General features: G+C 37.2%; 18 protein-coding genes and 2 tRNA genes. 13 read left to right on the top strand and 7 right to left on the bottom strand.

Going from position 1 to position 18,202, the window contains the following annotated elements; translation table 11 throughout:
- Positions 1-225: 225 nt before the first annotated feature.
- Both J2X77_RS21555 and J2X77_RS21550 read left to right on the top strand, forming a co-directional pair.
- Positions 226-807, top strand: a complete 582-nt coding sequence (locus tag J2X77_RS21555; RefSeq protein WP_209581483.1) for a C40 family peptidase — start codon at positions 226-228, stop codon at positions 805-807.
- A gap of 107 nt (positions 808-914) precedes the next feature.
- Entirely contained in the window at positions 915-1,427 is a 513-nt protein-coding gene (locus J2X77_RS21550; protein ID WP_209581480.1) for a phosphoribosyltransferase family protein, read from the top strand.
- A 9-nt stretch (positions 1,428-1,436) separates the two neighbouring features.
- Here J2X77_RS21550 and J2X77_RS21545 read toward each other — a convergent pair whose 3' ends face one another.
- The 5 genes from J2X77_RS21545 to J2X77_RS21525 all read right to left on the bottom strand — a co-directional run bounded on the left by J2X77_RS21545 (position 1,437) and on the right by J2X77_RS21525 (position 7,312).
- Positions 1,437-2,903, bottom strand: coding sequence for a LysM peptidoglycan-binding domain-containing protein (locus tag J2X77_RS21545; protein ID WP_209581477.1), 1,467 nt, complete (start codon positions 2,901-2,903; stop codon positions 1,437-1,439).
- 185 nt (positions 2,904-3,088) lie between these two features.
- Positions 3,089-3,286 carry a twin-arginine translocase TatA/TatE family subunit gene (gene tatA / locus J2X77_RS21540; RefSeq protein ID WP_209581473.1) on the bottom strand — a complete coding sequence of 66 codons (198 nt, stop codon included), beginning with the start codon at positions 3,284-3,286 and terminating at the stop codon, positions 3,089-3,091.
- Positions 3,287-3,378: 92 nt separating this feature from the next.
- Positions 3,379-4,692 carry a murein hydrolase activator EnvC gene (locus tag J2X77_RS21535; RefSeq protein WP_307184996.1) on the bottom strand — a complete coding sequence of 438 codons (1,314 nt, stop codon included), beginning with the start codon at positions 4,690-4,692 and terminating at the stop codon, positions 3,379-3,381.
- A 108-nt stretch (positions 4,693-4,800) separates the two neighbouring features.
- On the bottom strand, positions 4,801-5,604 hold the full coding sequence (locus J2X77_RS21530) for a DUF4292 domain-containing protein (RefSeq protein WP_209581468.1): 804 nt from the start codon (positions 5,602-5,604) through the stop codon (positions 4,801-4,803).
- Positions 5,594-7,312, bottom strand: coding sequence for a tetratricopeptide repeat protein (locus J2X77_RS21525; protein ID WP_293881871.1), 1,719 nt, complete (start codon positions 7,310-7,312; stop codon positions 5,594-5,596). Before J2X77_RS21525 ends, J2X77_RS21530 begins: the two co-directional genes overlap by 11 nt.
- Positions 7,313-7,546: 234 nt before the next feature.
- On the opposite strand from J2X77_RS21525, the gene rplM reads away from it, so the two are divergent.
- The 9 genes from rplM to J2X77_RS21480 all read left to right on the top strand — a co-directional run bounded on the left by rplM (position 7,547) and on the right by J2X77_RS21480 (position 15,444).
- Positions 7,547-7,990: a 50S ribosomal protein L13 gene (gene rplM / locus J2X77_RS21520; RefSeq protein WP_046671993.1), complete on the top strand. Its 444-nt coding sequence runs from the start codon at positions 7,547-7,549 to the stop codon at positions 7,988-7,990.
- Between the two features lie 11 nt (positions 7,991-8,001).
- Positions 8,002-8,388, top strand: coding sequence for a 30S ribosomal protein S9 (rpsI, locus tag J2X77_RS21515; protein WP_209581462.1), 387 nt, complete (start codon positions 8,002-8,004; stop codon positions 8,386-8,388).
- Positions 8,389-8,406: 18 nt separating this feature from the next.
- Positions 8,407-9,204, top strand: a complete 798-nt coding sequence (gene rpsB / locus J2X77_RS21510; RefSeq protein WP_075994149.1) for a 30S ribosomal protein S2 — start codon at positions 8,407-8,409, stop codon at positions 9,202-9,204.
- Positions 9,205-9,398: 194 nt separating this feature from the next.
- Complete coding sequence (gene tsf / locus J2X77_RS21505) at positions 9,399-10,235, top strand: translation elongation factor Ts (RefSeq protein WP_209581459.1); 837 nt, start codon at positions 9,399-9,401, stop codon at positions 10,233-10,235.
- 178 nt (positions 10,236-10,413) lie between these two features.
- Positions 10,414-11,277 carry an SDR family oxidoreductase gene (locus J2X77_RS21500; protein ID WP_310082509.1) on the top strand — a complete coding sequence of 288 codons (864 nt, stop codon included), beginning with the start codon at positions 10,414-10,416 and terminating at the stop codon, positions 11,275-11,277.
- A gap of 142 nt (positions 11,278-11,419) precedes the next feature.
- The gene (locus J2X77_RS21495) at positions 11,420-12,241 is read left to right on the top strand and encodes an AraC family transcriptional regulator (RefSeq protein ID WP_293881859.1); all 822 of its coding nucleotides are present in this window, start codon (positions 11,420-11,422) and stop codon (positions 12,239-12,241) included.
- Between the two features lie 206 nt (positions 12,242-12,447).
- The gene (locus J2X77_RS21490) at positions 12,448-12,831 is read left to right on the top strand and encodes a hypothetical protein (protein WP_293881857.1); all 384 of its coding nucleotides are present in this window, start codon (positions 12,448-12,450) and stop codon (positions 12,829-12,831) included.
- 155 nt (positions 12,832-12,986) lie between these two features.
- Positions 12,987-13,763: an ABC transporter ATP-binding protein gene (locus J2X77_RS21485; RefSeq protein ID WP_293881855.1), complete on the top strand. Its 777-nt coding sequence runs from the start codon at positions 12,987-12,989 to the stop codon at positions 13,761-13,763.
- A 1-nt stretch (position 13,764) separates the two neighbouring features.
- Entirely contained in the window at positions 13,765-15,444 is a 1,680-nt protein-coding gene (locus J2X77_RS21480; protein ID WP_310082437.1) for a hypothetical protein, read from the top strand.
- A gap of 246 nt (positions 15,445-15,690) precedes the next feature.
- On the opposite strand, the gene J2X77_RS21475 is transcribed toward J2X77_RS21480, so the two are convergent.
- Both J2X77_RS21475 and J2X77_RS21470 read right to left on the bottom strand, forming a co-directional pair.
- Positions 15,691-15,764, bottom strand: a tRNA-Met gene (locus J2X77_RS21475).
- 293 nt (positions 15,765-16,057) lie between these two features.
- Positions 16,058-16,131 (bottom strand) — tRNA-Met (locus J2X77_RS21470).
- Positions 16,132-16,196: 65 nt separating this feature from the next.
- Between J2X77_RS21470 and J2X77_RS21465 the strand changes: the two genes are divergently transcribed.
- Together J2X77_RS21465 and J2X77_RS21460 are read left to right on the top strand one after the other, a co-directional pair.
- Positions 16,197-16,574: an START-like domain-containing protein gene (locus J2X77_RS21465; protein ID WP_310082435.1), complete on the top strand. Its 378-nt coding sequence runs from the start codon at positions 16,197-16,199 to the stop codon at positions 16,572-16,574.
- Between the two features lie 101 nt (positions 16,575-16,675).
- Positions 16,676-18,160, top strand: a complete 1,485-nt coding sequence (locus tag J2X77_RS21460) for an LptF/LptG family permease (protein WP_293881846.1) — start codon at positions 16,676-16,678, stop codon at positions 18,158-18,160.
- Positions 18,161-18,202 lie beyond the last annotated feature (42 nt).

Raw genomic sequence — 18,202 nt, 5'->3', positions numbered from 1 at the left:
AGCGTAGGTGCTGTCCTTAATAAATACGGAAACGCATCAGATGAAATCGTTCTCAACAGGTATAAATACATCTTTGAAGATGTTAAAATTGTTAAAATTTCGTTAAATACGTGAAAATAAATTTGACCTTAAACTGTTATTGTATTATATTCGCAACAGTGCTGTCCAAAATAGATGACAGTATTCAATTTTTAAAAGTTAAATGTTGTACAAAAAAGCGATTTAATGAAAACAAAGAAATTTATAGCGTCAATGCTATTTATCGGCTTATGTCTAGTGTCGCAGGCACAAACCAACAGAAACTCCAAACCAGAATCAGATCCTGACAACTTAGCGAAGGAATACTTTTCACAAATCATGGGAGTTGCAGTATCAGCAACAACAAACACCAAACTTTATCAATTTGTTTATGAATGGCTAGGTACTCCTTACCGTTTAGGAGGAGATTCAAAGAGAGGCATTGATTGTTCAAAATTTTCTTACGAATTATACGACAAAGTGTTCAACACATCGCTGGGGTATAATAGCAGAAATCAGTACTCTCAAGTAAAAACCGTCGAAAAGAATGAGCTTAAAGCTGGTGATTTGGTATTCTTCAAAATTAGAAGTAGAAGTATTACCCATGTAGGGGTTTATATCGGAGATAATAAATTTGCACATGCATCTTCTAGTAAAGGTGTCATGATCAGCAACCTAGATGAGCCATACTGGAGACGTTATTACTACAATGGAGGTCGTTTACCAGAAGATAATAGAACGCTTACTGCGGAGATAATCAAAGCAGAAAAAGATAATAAATTGAATTAATAGGATTAGATTCACTCTCAGAAAGTCCAAAGCGTTTAACTCGTTTTGGACTTTTTTTATACAATATAATATCCTATTTTTACCCAATAATCATTGGAAATACTATTATGTCTTCAAAGAAAACCCTCATCTTAAATAAAGAACAAATAAAACAAAAATCTATTCGGATTGCCTATCAAATATTGGAAGACAATTTTGAAGATGAAACGCTCGTATTAGTAGGTATTGCTGACCGGGGCTATGTATTTGCTCAACGTCTTCAAGCAATTTTGCAGGATATTTCAGACAAAGAGATTCTATTGATTAAGGTAACAATGAAGAAGACCAGCAGGTCATTAAGCGCAAACACAGACTTAGCTGTTGACATTGCAAAAGACAAGACGATTATCCTTGTTGACGATGTACTCAATAGTGGCAGGGCACTAGCTTATGGGCTGGGTGTATTTTTGAATGTACCATTAAAAAAAATGAGAACTGCTGTATTAATTGATAGAAGTCACCATAAGTTCCCAATATTTAGCGATTACTATGGTACAAAGCTTTCTACGATATTACGGGAGCACGTAACTGTTACGCTCGAAGAATTTGACAATGAAGAGGATGCAGCATGGTTAATTTAAACCATGCTGTTATTTTTTTGAGACTTTCAATTTCATACCTGGTTTTATCCGGTTTCCGCTCAAATCGTTTTCACTTTTAAGCCGGCCCACTGAAGTACCATTTTTATCTGCAATCTCAGATAATGTATCGCCTTTCTTTACGACATAGTAAGCTGTACGTGTGATGTTGGCTACATGCTGCTGGCTTTTCTTTGCAGATCGTTCTGTATTGCGGGCTAATTTTGTATTTACAAAATCATCCTTCTTTTTTATTAGTAGGTTTTGTCCAGGAACAATTTGATTGCCGCGCAGATTATTCCAGGATTTTATATCCTGAACTGTCACGTCAAACTTATCAGCAATGGAAGCGAATGTTTCGCCAACTTTCACTTTATACTTTCCATTGAGTAGGGTCTGCACTATGTTTTCATTTTGGATTGCATTTGACGGGGCGACTGGCGTATTAAGTGCTGCATACAACTCTTCTGTAGCAATTTTCTTGTCCACTACAGGTAACACTAACCGCAATGGGGCATCCTCGGTACCATTTAATACATTCTTCTTAAAGCTAGGATTTAATGCACGTAATGTTTCTTTAGACACCTGTAATGCATCTGCTATTTGGTTCAATGATATCCGCTTATTGATATCCAAGATCTGCGTTCTTAATGAAAGTTCGGTATCTGCCGCATTGATATTATTTTCATCTGCATACTTCATCGCATAGGTCATAGCGATAAATTTCGGGATATAGTTTTGAGTTTGTTGTGTCAAATAAGGTGCAACATCCCAAAAAGTTGCCTTCTCCTTTCCTGAGCGCTGAATTGCACGGCTAACAGCTCCTTTACCGCCGTTATAGGATGCTATCGCTAATAGCCAATCGCCGTATTCCTCATAAGCCTCTTTTAAAATCTTTGCGATTGCATAGCTGGAAGCGATCGGATCCATACGCTGGTCGGTATAACTGTCTACTGTAAGGTGATAAGTTTTGGCTTCGTAATACATTAACTGCCATAAACCTGTCGCTCCTGCACTGGAAATATCGCGCGGATTTAGGGATGATTCAACTACACTAAGGTATTTGAGTTCGCGTGGCACACCGACCTCATCCAAAATTTTATCAAACAATGGAAAATAGTATTGTCCTAATCCCATCATTCTACACATATAAGGATTATAATTGTCTGAGGTGTATTTCGCCACCAGCTCTTTCACTCGAGGCGAGTAGTCTAGAGGAACCTCTCGTTCTATTGCCTTCAATTTCCGAACCAGCTGTATATCTTCGTCTGTTATTTCAGAATACTGCTGTCCGTTATTCCCCGTAGATTTTATACTATCTAGGTATTGGTAAATCTCCTGTTTTTCCTTTTCGATGCTTTTTTGAAAGAAGTTTTGAGCTGCTTCTTTCATACCTTCTACAGCGCTTTCTTGGGCCTTAAGTGGCAGCACAAAGCATACCCCTCCTAGTAATGAAATTAACGCCTGTTTTCCGATCATAAATTTACTGTTAAATCCGAGTTTGATTGATCTACTGAAAAATCAACAATAATCTAAACGCTTAGAAATGGGTTTTAGTATAAAAATGGTTTTCGCCCTATTCAGCTTTAGGTCGAGTATAAAACAAAATACGATTTTGCTCCTCGCAAAATCGTATCCATGCTATAATGGGATCTAAACTTCCCTTATTTATTATCTTCTACCTCAGTTTTTTTCTCTGTTGGAGAGTCCTCTTTTTGGCCATCTTTAAATTCCTTAACGCCCTTACCCAACCCGCGCATCAATTCGGGAATCTTCTTGCCACCAAATAATAGTAACAATATTACTACAATGACAATTAACTCTTGCCCCCCGATTCCCATGATTAATAATGATGTTGACATAACTATAATTTCTTGTTTTTCAATTCTTTTAAACTAAATTTCTCACTCTCCTTACAAATGTAAGGATAATTATTAAATATAGTAATTATTTCTTATCTAGCCAACCATGACATTGGGTTGAGTGGTGTCGTTCCCTGTAAAACAGAAAACTCTACCATCGGAACCCCAGTATCTGAGTCGACATCAGCTGTTCCTATGGTTTGTCCTGTGCTTATTTTTTGTCCTTTTGAAACATTTACACCTGCCAAATTCATATACACCGTAAAGTATTCCCCATGTTTAATCATGACAATACGCTGCCCCATCATTGAAACTATACTTAACACTTCTCCATTAAATACTGCTTTCACAGCTGCACCGCTCGACGTTTGAATTTTAACCGTCTCATGATCCCAATTGACGTTTCTACCGACACTTTCTGAACCAAACTCTTGCATGATCTTCGCATTGGAAACAGGCCAAGGTAAACTACCGCGATTAGATCTAAAATCATTCGAAAGTTTAACAGCTTCCGGTGTGCTACGCAAGACTTCAGAATCTGATTTTCGCGCAGTATTGCTGCTTTTTGAACTTGCGGCATTTTTATTTTTTGTATTCGTTGTAGGCTCATTTGCTTTACGGTTTCGCTCAGCTGCAGCTTCAGCAGCACGGCGCGCAGCCTCAGCCCGGCGACGTTCAGCCTCAATCTCCCTTCTAATGATTTCCTTAATGGCTGCATTGATACGACGCTCCTCTTTTTGTTTTTGCGTAATATCTTTTTTCACGCCACGCTCTGTAACGATCAATTCACTTAATTGCCCTGAATAAACGGATCTTTGTTGCGATATGGTTCTCTTCTCATTTTCCTGCTCTTTCATTAAAGCAACCTGCTTGTTGCGGTCAGCTTGCAACTGAGCAATTTTCTGTTCAATCTGCTTCTTGGTATTTTCGATGTCGGCAGCTTTCAGCTTTCTAGAATCGTTGAACTGTTGTAAATACTTTACTCTTCTAAACCCTTGATTGAAATCTTTCGATGCAAAAATAAACATCAATTTATTGTATGCATTCCGATTTCTGAAAGCAAACATAACCATTTTCTCATAGTCACGTTTCATCTTCTCCAATTCAGCCTTTAATTTACTCACTGCAGCCGTATTGGCATTAATATGTCTATTAATCACAGCTACTTCGGAAGTAATGGTATTTATCTTCTGCTCGCGCAAATTAATCTGCTTACTCAATGCTGTCACTTGTTGTTGGGTCAATGATTTTTCTTTTGCAATTTCTTTGACCGTATTTTGTAATTCAGCAATTTCACGATTGAGCTTCTCACGTTGCTTTTCAAGTTCAGCTCTAGTTTGCGCCGATGAAATCCCAATCATGAATAGGAAAACAGCTATACCAAGTATTGTCTTTTTAAAGTTCATTTACAGTACTATTTTTTTGTGTTTGCCATCTTTCTAACTTATCACTTCATATCCTACTTTAGCAAACTAATTGCGAAAGTAATAAATCTAAATCATATAGACATCCTGTCATCGGATTACCTTATATCGCGACGATACTGAAAAAGGCATTTCGACAGGTTCATTAAAAGTAACTTTGTTAAAATTAATTTCTGTCTTAATTTCTTGGCGGCCATCAGAAATTATCATTTTTAAAAGCATCGGAAATTCCTGTCCCGAAGCCATAGCATATTCGCCATAGTTAGCTTCCAATAATTGTTTCTTTGAAAGCTGGGCTAATCTAAATTGATAAGGCCTATTGTTATTATTCAACCTATACAAAAAATCCAACTCATTGAGTTTACCGTCCAACTGAACGGACATTGAATCCTGCTTAAAGTTTACCTGATCAATATCAGACAGGAGATCCACAGATAGGTTGGCCAGCAATAAGTCTTGTAAGTTTCCAAAGGTCAGATCGGAACTAGCGAAACGGTATAGATAGTCAAAAGGCTTAACCATATATTCACTTTGGAACTTATTGAGGATCTGAACACTGTCTGGAGTTATTAGAACACGCGCCACTTCGATACCCAATGTAGCAGAAATGGAAATCCAGATTCGCTTGTCCTTTTCTATTCTAATAGTCGAATTGACGTCATAACTGTCCTTTCCCATATCAAGCCTCATTTTAGCTTTTCCCGAAAAAGTCGAATAATTCAAATTGGTCAAAAAAAGATTGCGTAAACTATTTTTCTTTGCCTCTCTGGTATTATCCTTTATAATCAATTCGTTTTGAGCCCTCAGCTCAGCTTCTTTCAGCATCCTCTTCTTCGAACTACAGGAAGAGAGCAACATCACTACAGCACAAGCCCAAACAATTTTATTCCACATAACTTTTTGTGTCAATCTTCTTTTTCAATTTCAGCTTATTATCATCCGAATCCACTCCTTTTTCCAAAGCCAAAGTCCATTGTTTAACAGCATCGTTTGTTTTCCCTAACTTAAACAGAATATCACCATAATGCTCCAGCAACACCGAAGTTTGTGGATTAGTATTTTTTAATGCCTTTTGAATCCAAACCAATGCTTCGTCATATTTTCCATCGGCAAATAGTACCCAAGCATAAGTATCCTCAAACGTACCATTATTAGGTTGCAAATCTGTTGCCTTAGCAGCGTATTTCGTAGCCTCATCAAGTCGTTCCTTTCTTAACGACAAATAGTAGGCTAAATTGTTCATTGCTGTCACATTTGTACTATCAAGTCGGATGGCTTCCATGTAAGCTGCGTCGGAGGCTTTATACATTTTAAGCGAGTTATAAATATCACCCAAGCCGCCATAGATATTTGCTTGTAAGAATGGAGATTCCTCCTGTGCATTATTGAGTGCTGCCTCCATAAACTTCCGACTATTTTCCATATCCTTCTTCATCAGATAAGCCATACTGGTAAAATAGAGTATTGTAGCGTTATTAGGCACATAATGCAAAGCTTCTCCGCCATGAGCGATTGCCTGATCGAATTCACCTTTATCCATATCCAAGCTCATTAACATTCGCCAGGCATCGATCTGATAAGGGTTCATACTAACCGCTACTGCCAAAGAGCTTTGCGCAGCAGTTTTATCATCTTTTAGCCATAGTACCTGCCCCTTTGCCATATGGCTTTCAGCAATCCGTGGATGAACCTCCACCAAGATATTAGCTAACTCCAGCAGCTGATCCGGTGTATAAGGCCCCTTTGGATTCAATAAGGTCATTATGATTCGATTTTTGTCTGCAAAGTCTATCTTTTTAGATTGAAACCCTTGTTTGAGTGCATCAAAGGATAACTTGAACTTTTTATCAAATCGGTATAGATCAGCTAAATCAAAATAAAGAAAGTCTTCTTTTGTGTTGAGAATTCCCTTATTGATATATTCAAGTGCTAGCTTCGAGTTTTTGGAAAGATTATAAGCTTGTGCCAGCTGACCATACACCTGGGCTAAAGAAGTCCCTTTATCCGCCCAGGGCTTCAAAAGCTCAATGACACTTTTATAATTGCCAGCATCATTCAACAACACACTACCGACCATATCCAACGTATCGGAAGCACCTGCAATTTCTTTGGTTTTATAAAAATACTCTAAGGCCACATCTTTATATCCGCCATTAAAAAGAAGCATGATGCGTTCGCGTTTAAGTGACGCGGTGTTATTATCATCCTGATCAATCAGCTTATCGAGATAAATCAATGCACTGTCAGCATCATTTTTACTTTTAAACGCGTCGACTGCGAAACTCAGATATTCTGGCTTAGACTGGATATCCAGCGCTTGCTTAATGGCTTGAATCGCTCCATCCTGATTTCTCATCTGAGCAAGAAGAATCGCTTTAGTGAAATAGATATCGTCTGCCTGCGGAAAGTCTGCGATGATAGCGTCAAGAGAATCCATACCTGGTCCAATTTTGCCTTGCTTCAATATCTCTTGCACATTTTTAAATCGGGTATCATATGGTTTTGTTTTCCTATCTTGTGATTGCGCGTGCAATGAATTCACTACCAAAAGGAACACGCCAATAAAACTTAAAAATCGTTTATTCAAAAAATTAAATCTCATCTACTTCCGCTAAATAATTAAAAATTTGTTCCTGCAATATACTAACTAATGTAACAATATTCATTCGAGGTAGTTGTAAAAATATTGAGATTAGGGGGGAGTGTGGCAAATTCGACTCGTTTTCAGCAAAATAAGCAAAATAGATTTTAAAATATAGAATATTAGATGTACCTTTGCAGACCCTTGAGATAAGGGGAAGAAAAATTTTTTAATAAATTATTTAAACAAAAGCAAGTGAATACGTTAAGTTACAAAACTGTCTCTGCCAACAAGAACACCGTTAACAAAGAGTGGATCGTTGTTGACGCTGAAGGAGAGATTTTGGGGCGTTTGGCGAGCAACATCGCGAAAGTAATTCGTGGTAAGCACAAGCCTACATTCACCCCACACGTAGACTGTGGAGATAACGTGATTGTTATCAATGCAGACAAAATCAAATTGACAGGAAACAAATTAGGCGACAAAGTTTACGTACGCTACACTGGATATCCAGGTGGTCAGCGTTTCGTTTCTCCTAAAGAGTTAATGGCTAAATTCCCTGAGCGCATCATTGAAAAAGCTGTTCGTGGTATGCTTCCTAAAAACCGTTTAGGTCGTCAATTGTTTAAGAACCTTTACGTTTATGCTGGTACTGAGCACAAGCATGAAGCACAAAATCCAAAACCAGTTAAATTTTAAGGAGAATCGACATGTCAACAACTAATACTTCAGGAAGAAGAAAAACTGCTGTTGCCCGCATTTACTTAACTGCTGGTAGCGGAAACATAATCATAAACGGTAAAGACCACAAAGAGTATTTCCCAACATTACCTTTGCAATACATCGCTACTCAATCTTTGAACGTAGCTGGTGAATTAGCAAACTTTGATGTAAAAGTAAACGTTAACGGAGGTGGTGTTAAAGGTCAAGCAGAAGCTGTTCGCTTAGCGATCGCAAAAGCATTGGTTGAACTTAACCCAGAAGTTAAACCTGCATTACGTGCTAAAGGTTTAGTAACGCGTGACGACCGTATGGTTGAGCGTAAGAAACCAGGACGTCGTAAAGCTCGTAGAAGATTCCAATTCAGTAAACGTTAATCAAAGGAGGATCAAAAAATGGCAAGAACTACTTATCAAGATTTATTGGATGCAGGTGTGCACTTTGGTCACCTTACACGTAAATGGGATCCGAAAATGGCTAAGTACATTTTCATGGAGCGCAACGGTATCCACATCATTGACTTGAACAAAACACTTACGAAGTTAGAAGAAGCTGCATCAGCTATCAAACAAATCGTAAAATCAGGTCGCAAAGTTTTATTCGTAGCTACGAAAAAACAAGCAAAAGAGATCATCGCACAACAAGCTAAAGAGGTCAACATGCCTTTCGTGACTGAGCGTTGGTTAGGTGGTATGCTTACAAACTTCGCTACAGTTCGTAAGTCTATCAAAAAAATGTCTAACATTGACAAAATGCAAAAAGACGGTACTTACGATGTATTGTCTAAAAAAGAGAAGTTGATGATTCAACGTGAGCGTATCAAATTAGAAAATCTTTTAGGAGGTATCGCTGATTTGAACCGTTTGCCAGCTGCTTTATTCATCATCGATGTGAAAAAAGAACACATCGCTGTTTCTGAAGCAATGAAATTAAACATCCCTACTTTTGCAATGGTAGATACAAACTCTGATCCTTCAAACATTGATTTCCCAATCCCTGCAAATGATGACGCTAGCAAATCTATTAGCTTAATCGCAGGTATCATTGGTCAAGCAATCCAAGAAGGTTTGGACGAGCGCAAACGCGACAAAGAAGAAGAAGCTGAAAAAGATGCTGCTGCTGCTAAAGCAAAAGCTGATAATGGTGAAGCTTCAGAAGCTAAACGTCCTCGCAAAGCGAAAGACGGAGAATAATATTTTTATTCCAAACCGGATGGCGTAGCGTTAGTTTCTGGAAAAGTTTACTTTTCTTGAACTAGCCTATCTGTCCGGTTTTTTGTTTAACAGAACCCGTTTAGCAAGGAATGTTAAACTTCATATTAGCTTAACCTTTTTTAAGTTAATATTGTACAAATTTCAGTCGTAAATAATAATAAAAAGAAATAAACATGTCAGTACAAATTTCTGCATCAGATGTAAACAAATTGCGTCAACAAACTGGCGCTGGTATGATGGATTGTAAAAAAGCTTTGGTTGAGTCTAATGGTGACTTCGAAGCTGCTGTAGATTACTTGCGTAAAAAAGGCGCTAAAGTAGCTGCTAGCCGTCAGGATCGCGACTCTAACGAAGGTGTTATCATCGCTAAAGCTACTGCTGATGGCAAATCAGGTATTGTAGTTGAAGTTAACTGTGAAACTGACTTCGTAGCTAAAAACGCAGACTTCGTAGCCTTCGCTGAAAAAATTGCAGATATTGCATTAAACCATAAGCCTGCTTCTTTGGAAGAATTAAAAGGTTTGGAACTTGATGGCAAAAATATCGCTGATTCTTTAATCGAGCAAACTGGTGTAATTGGTGAGAAAATCGACGTTTCTAAATACGAAACTATCACTGCTGAAAAAGTTATCGCTTATATTCACGGTAACTACCGTTTAGGTGTATTGGTAGGGCTTTCTGCTGACGCTGCTGGTGCTGAAGAAGCTGGTAAAGATGTTGCAATGCAAATTGCTGCAATGAACCCTATTGCAATTGATAAAGATGGTGTCGATCAAAACACAATTGAGCGTGAAATTGCTATTGCAAAAGAGCAAATCATCGCTGAAGGAAAACCAGCTGAAATGGCTGAAAAAATTGCTCAAGGTAAATTGAACAAATTCTTCAAAGATACAACCTTGTTAAACCAAGAGTTCGTAAAAGATTCTTCTAAAAATATTGCGCAATTCTTAGATTCAGTTTCTAAAGGATTGACTGTTACTGCTTTCAAACGCGTACAACTAGGCGCGTAAGCCTACCTCCATTCTATTAGTAGAAATGGATCTAACTAAAACAGGAGCTATTCAATGAATAGCTCCTGTTTTAGTTAGATCTTTTTTCCTCACTATACAATCTTCCCCGCCCCGCCCTTTTATTTTATATCAAATTTTATGTAACTTAAGGATACATAAAACTGGACGATATATGGGCATGTTAACAGAAAACGCACTAAAAGGAAAACGAATTCTGATCACTGGTGGTGGTACGGGGCTAGGCAAAGCAATGACAGATTACTTTCTCGAGCTTGGGGCCTCTTGCTTGATTACAAGTCGCAAAGATGATATTATACAACAGACAGCAAAAGAATTATCAGAAAAACATCAGGCTAAATGTCTTGCTGTGGCGGGGGACGTTCGCAATTATGATGATGTTGAACACGTCGTTTCATTTGGATATGAACATTTCGGTGGAATAGATATTCTCATAAATAATGCCGCTGGAAATTTTATCTCCCCTACTGAACGTTTAAGCCATAGAGCCTTTGAATCTGTCATTGGAATTGTCCTTCAAGGGAGTATAAATTATACCCTCGCGCTAGGAAAAAGGTGGATCGCGCAAAATGAACAAAATAAAGCTGTACTCAGTATTATCACAACCTATGCGTGGACGGGATCTGGATATGTCGTACCATCTGCAACAGCCAAGGCTGGAGTTCTAGCGCTAACCCGTTCGTTGGCTGTGGAATGGGGGAAAAAAGGGATACGACTAAACGCTATAGCACCAGGTCCATTTCAAACCTCCGGAGCCATGGAACGCTTGTTGCCTGGAGAATTAGGCGAACTTCTCTCCCCAACCAAACGTATCCCTTTGGGTCGCCTGGGTGAACTACAGGAACTTGCTAACCTCGCTGCTTATTTAGTATCTGACTATGCAAGTTATATCAACGGTGATGTCATCACTATAGATGGTGGAGAGTGGCTTAAAGGAGCCGGCGAATTTAATGGTTTGGATGTTATTCCGCAGGACCAGTGGGATAATATTGAAAAAATGACTAGGAATGCAAAAAGCACCTAACAATTCATTGGAATCAAAAATTATTTATATTTTATCATGAATGTAAATCCATAATTGTTCCATTACAACAAGAGGAAAAATTAAGTGTTTATTCTATTTTTCTTAGGTTTGTAGTTGGTATTTATTCAATAGAATCGTACATATGACGAATTTATCTTTCGCTTCTCAAAAAATCAAGCAGAAACAAAAAATAGAACTAAATAAAACAGGCTTTGATTTTGCTTTAGTATATATATTGGAGGGATCGATCCTTTCTAAAGAAAATAAGTTGAAATTTTCAAAAGGAAACTTACTCTTTTTGAATAAGACCTTTGAAACACTTGACACTAAGAAAGATGCAATAGTATTTGTCCTTTATTTTTCCGGTTCCTATTTTAAAGATCTTCATTTTATACAGCAAAATTTCAGACTTTCTTTCAGCCCGGTGGATATTTTCAATTCGAAGACATTTTTAAATAGGAGCCTATCCCTTAAGAAAGAAAATAAAAAATTGACAGAGCAGGTATTCGAACTGATACATCAATATGACCGTGAGGACGCAACGACTTCTATTTTCATATTCCACCAAATTATGTCTCTTTTCGCCTTAGTGGAAAATATTGTAAAGGACCTGGGCCTGCCTATTCATGCATCTTATGAAATGTCTCAAGAGATCGAGCAATATATTCATCAAAACATTTATTTTCCCGACAAATTACAAATTAAATCGATTGCCGATCAGTTTCAAATTTCCGCTAATTATTTTGGTGCATTTTTTAAAAAGCGATATGCTGTGAGTTATAAAACATATATCGATGATATTCGTATTAAACTTATTGAAGATAGGTTAGCTTCCAATACATATAGCATGAAACAAATTGTAGAAGAACTTGGATTTAACGATGAGAGTCACTTGACTAATTTTTATAAGAAGAAACGAAATATTACACCAAGCTCTTATAAAAGAGCTAAAAATAGCGCCTGATTAGTTGTCGAGCTGAATTCTACCATGGACACTATAATTTAGACAAAGCTGAATGGCTTCTCCTAAAACTAACATGTTCTGCCCTTTTTAAAATGAAATTTTATCTTTTTGGTATTTCAATAGCGCTTGAGCCCTACTTTGTCTAGTAAAATCCAAACTTTTTTTTATGTGAACTGTTTTAATGATGAATAAAAATTAGCAGAATTATGTCAAAAAAAGAATATAGAAACGGGAAAGTTGAAGAAGACTATCCAGATAAAGATCAGGACCTTACTTTTAACAAAGAGCTTGACAGTTATGAAATGGATGTCGACGGTAACGATCCAGATTATGCTCACCCAGCTGATTACGATACTATTGCAGAGGGTGCTGTTGATGATGATTCAACCTATGACAATTCAAACCCATTTGTGGGAGATGAATATGCTTCGAAAGATGAACTCCAGGGTGAAGATTTGGATCAGGCGAACATGCGAATTGAGACTTTTGATCATGAACGGTTATCTCCTTTAGACAAGAAATTAGCAGAGAATGAAGAAGATTTGAGAGATGATCTTGATGAAGAAGGATATCCTAAAAATGACAGATAGTTTCCGAAAATAAAACCATTGTAAGGGACCAAAAGGTCCCTTTTTCTATTTTTTGAAATAAGAATCTTTTATTTAAAAAATACAGTCTATACCGATCTCAACAGTAATCATAACTCCCAATTTTTACGTAAGTTTACTTTGAAGATTGTTATCATATGCAAAGTATATTACCGCTCATCCGGATCGTTGACCTTAAAAAATCGTACGGAACCAAGGAAATTTTGAAAGGAATCAACCTCGACATATTCCCAGGCCAAGTTATCGGATATATTGGCCCAAATGGGGCAGGCAAATCCACCACCGTTAAAATATTGACAGGACTAATTGAAGATTTCACAGGCACTGTAGAAATTAATGGTATCAACATTCAAGAAGATCCATTGGCCGTGAAAACATTGTTAGGATATGTTCCCGAGAATGCTGAATTATATGAAGTACTGACTCCAATTGAATATTTAGATTTTGTGGGTAAACTCTATGGAATGGAAAATAATATTATTCTGGAGCGTTCCTTAAAGTTATTGACTGCTTTTGGTCTTGAATCAAATGCAAATAATAGAATGGACACCTTCTCAAAAGGAATGCGTCAAAAAGTACTACTGATTTCAGGAATTATTCACAACCCTCAAATTATTGTTCTGGATGAACCCTTATCTGGACTTGATGCCAATGCTGTTATTTTTGTTAAGGAACTTATTTCCTTGCTTGCAAAAGAAGGAAAAACAATTTTCTACTGCTCCCATATGATGGATGTTGTCGAAAAAGTATCCGATCGAATTTTACTTATAAACCAGGGGAGCATTATTGCGGATGGTACAATTGAGGAGCTAAAGACAGAAGCTAACGAATCTTTGGAGCATATATTTGCAAAATTAACAAATAGTGGCAGCAATACATTGGATGTCTCCAATATCATTAGAGCAATTCAATAACATGGAAAAACTCATCTTAAAGTTTATTCTTCTGTTTCCTGGGGTTTGGAAAAGCTTAGGTATTAATTTTGAACAGTTTAAGATCATCTTACAAACGAAAATCATTTTAGAAAACCGAAAACCTATTAGTTTTCGGAGACGTAGAACGGAGAAATCCTCCTCATCGTCTTCGATTTTACAATTTGTGTTATACCTGATTATTGGCTTGGTATTCATGGCCATACTTTTGTCAATTCCAGATAGATATTTAGCTGTTTCTATCATGCTGCTCACCTTTATCAGTATGCTAAGTATTACATTGGTTACTGATTTTTCACCTATATTATTAGATACCCGGGACCAGTATATCATTATGCCGCGTCCAGTTAACGACAGGACCCTATCGATTGCGCGAATAACTTTTATTGCAATAAAGCTGTTTAACCAAATAATTGCACTCACCGCACCAGTACTTGTTTATGTATTGTTTAATTGGGATATTACTTCAGTCCTTGTTCTATGTTTACAGCTTATGTTCAGCACCTTAATCGCTCTCATCGGTGTCAACGGATTTTACCTGATCAGTATTAAATACCTGCCCATCCAAGAGTTTAAAGATGTTATTACTTATATACAGATAGGCCTCTCACTGGTTCTTTTCCTGTCCTATTATGTTGGTCCAAATCTGATTCAATCTATTGTAGAATCTCATTTGACGATGGAACAGCTCCGATTTCTTTGGATATTTCCGAGTACTTGGATTGCATCTTTTCAACCCTTAATGTTCGGAGACCAAAATTTACCCGTTATCATGCTATCCATATTGGGGGCACTCACTCCCCTTGTAGGTGTCTATGCCTGTATCAAGTTATTTTCACGTGGATTTAATGCAAAAATAGCTGCATTGGCAAGCGCAGACATCTTCCCCAATGAAAATTTACCTTTGAAGCAGAATCATGGATCTAAACTGCCTGTTTATAAATGGATATCCGCGAAAGTATGTTCATCCGCAGTTGAAGAGGCAGGATTTGGCATTGTATGGCTGATAAGTGCTAAAACAAGAGAATTTAAACAACAGCTCTACCCTTCGTTGGCTTATTTGCCTATTTACTTTACTTTTTTATTTATACGTACTGGAGAAGAGCTCCCAATGGCGGACAAGATATTAAAAATTCGGGATTCAGGCCTGTATATCATTATGTTCTATCTCTCATTACTCACTATTTTAACCGTTTTCCAGCTTATTACTCAAAGCAACAAGTATAAAGCAGCTTGGATCTATCATACTGCTCCCATACACAAGCCGGGACAGTTGATGACCGGCGTTCTTAAGGCTTGTCTCATTAAGTATGTTTTACCTTTCAACGTCGTGTTTTTATGTATCTGTATACCCCTATTTGGTCTCAATTCAATTAATGATCTACTATTATCTTCTGCAGTTGGCGGCATTGAAAGTATTTTGATTATGCTTTTTATGGTCAAAAGCTACCCGTTTTCAAAAGCAAACCAATCCAATTCTAAAGCAATAACCAATTTATTCATCTTAGGCCTTTTGGGGATATTGGGCTTCTTACATAAAACAATCTTCCACTTCGAAACGCTAATTTGGATTTTAGCCGGACTCGGATGGATCATATTCTTTTTGATGTTAAAGTATCTACAGAAAGAAGATTGGAAAAGCCTTGCTTATGACGACAATTGATGAAACATACAGATTGTCTACCACCAACGGATAACACTTGAACAGGCATTTTTGCTGAAAACGCGCAATCTCTTTAGCCGAACATCTAAAGAGGCAAGCAGTATTCAGAGGGGGTGAAAAAAAATAACTATTCTCCATAAGGCAATAAAAGGGCTATACTTTCCTCTAGCCACCAAAATAAGGTATTTTGTAGAACAAGATATTTTTCATAAAAAAGCATCAACCTAAAGAGATTGATGCTTTTAGTAGCGGGGAGCAGAATCGAACTGCCGACCTTTGGGTTATGAATCCAACGCTCTAACCATCTGAGCTACCCCGCCGTTTCGGTATGCAAATATACCACTTCATGTGTCAATTCAAAAGATTTTTTTATTTTTTTACCAATTATCTAGTATTAAAACCGTCTATTAAGCGCAACAAACTCATTTTTAACCAAGTAAATTTATTATCTAAAAAAAGCAGATAACTTTTAAAAATTTGATCGTATTAAAAACGTAATATTTATCAAAATAAGGACTCAACTTTTCATAAAAAAACTTGCAATAACAAAATAAATATGTATTATTACAAATAATAAGTTTATGCAATAAAAAGCAATTTTGGAAGAGATTTGTAGCGGGGAGCAGAATCGAACTGCCGACCTTTGGGTTATGAATCCAACGCTCTAACCATCTGAGCTACCCCGCCATTTTGGGAATGCAAATATAGCTTATTTTTGATTTAAACAAACTAATATTTAAAAAAACATTTATATGGCAGATAAAATAAAATTCCAACTAGAATATATCATCAACTCTTCACCTAGAATTTTATTTCCGTATTTGCAAGAACCAAACGAATTGGCACAATGGTTTGCAGATGATGTAAACTATAAAGACACCGTTTATACTTTCATTTGGGATGATGAACCACACCGAGCAAAAATTGTAGCATCGAAAGAAAATAAATCCGTACGCTTTAAATGGCTTGATGATGATCCCTATTTTTTCGATCTGGAGATCGACCAAGATGAACTAACAAATGATGTTGCTCTTAAAATAACTGATTTCGCTAAAGAAGAAGATCTTGAAAACAGAAAATTAATTTGGAAAAATTCAATAGTCTACCTTCAGAGTGTTATAGGTGCATAAAAAAGCCTATCTTTGCAATATAATCCACCAAGGACTCCTAGGGGAGTTCTTTGGTGTAGAGATGCCTTAATGCAAAGGCATCAATTTGCTTAGCGTCACGGATGAAAAAAGTTCATTTACTTATTCTTCAAGCTTTCATAAAACCATTTATTGTCACATTTTTTATTGTGATGTTTGTGCTATTGATGCTTTTTCTATTCAAGTATATAGATGATTTGATTGGAAAAGGCTTCGAATGGTACACAATCATGGAGTTAATTGGCTATCAATGCGTTGTTCAAATTCAAATGGCAATGCCCTTATCCATGTTACTCTCCTCCATTATGACATTTGGAAATCTGGGTGAAAGCTATGAATTAGTTGCAATTAAGGCTGCCGGCGTATCTTTGCGCAAAGCGATGACTCCGCTATTCGTACTCGTCGCAATTTTCGCAACAAGTTCTTTTCTTTTCTCCGACTATATCCTTCCTGTAGTGAATTTGAAGATGGGGACATTACTTACAGATGTACGTAATAAAAAGGCCGATTTCCTTATTAAACCCGGAATATTTAACAATACGATCCCTGGCTACTCCATCCGCGCCCGAGGAAAAAACAAAGCGGGAACAATTCTCTACGACTTGATGATCTACGATCACCGCGGTGGCAATACGGCCAATAATGTACTTATGGCTAAAGAAGGCTATATCTACAATTCTCCCGACAACAATTATATGATTCTTAAACTTAAGGATGGTATACGTTACGAGGAGGCCCGGACTAAAAACTCCAAAACCTACGATCCACGTCAGCAATTTACGCGATTTAAATTCAAAGAAACTGAGCAAAAGTTTGATATGGGAAGCTTTCAACAGGGTAAAACAGATGAAAACCTCTTCAAGAGCCACCATGCCATGTTAAATTTGAAACAGTTGGACATGTATATCGACTCGAACCATATTAAGTTAGATAGTATGGGAAAAGCAATTTCCCGGACATTAGATACGCGATATAATATTTACTCGAAATATTTTAGTGCCAATCAACCTGGACAGCCCAAGGTCAAAGAAGCTAAAATCAAGCCTTTTAAAAATCTGATTACCGATCTTGTACCTCAAGAACAACGTTCACAAGTTACTATGAATGCACTAAACCAGTTGAATTATCTGAAGGAAGATTTGAATGGCCGTACGCTTGAGTTTAAAGATTATAAATCGAAAGATATCCGCTATCGCATTGAGTGGCATCGCAAGTTTACCCTTGCTGTCTCCTGTCTTTTGTTGTTTGCCATCGGAGCTCCGCTTGGGGCCATTATCAGAAAGGGAGGGCTTGGTCTTCCTGTAGTTATGGCCATTATATTCTTTCTGATTTATCATATTATTTCTACGGTAGCAGAAAAAACGGCTAAAGATGGCGCGATATCATCAGGGGTGGGGATGTGGATGGCAATCATTGTCTTAACACCACTTGCTGCTTTTCTAACGTACAAATCGACAACAGACTCCGCTTTATTTGATATTGATCAATATAAGTTAAAAGTAGAAGCCGCATGGAAATGGGTGAAAGAAAAGTTTTTAAAAAAGAATAATTTAAAAGAATCACATTAGATTGTGACAGGGCTATTATAAATAAATTTAGATTCTACACTA

It is taken from the genome of Sphingobacterium sp. 2149, from assembly GCF_031455655.1.
In the GTDB taxonomy this organism is placed as follows: domain Bacteria; phylum Bacteroidota; class Bacteroidia; order Sphingobacteriales; family Sphingobacteriaceae; genus Sphingobacterium.
This window is presented reverse-complemented; position numbering and strand designations above follow the sequence as displayed.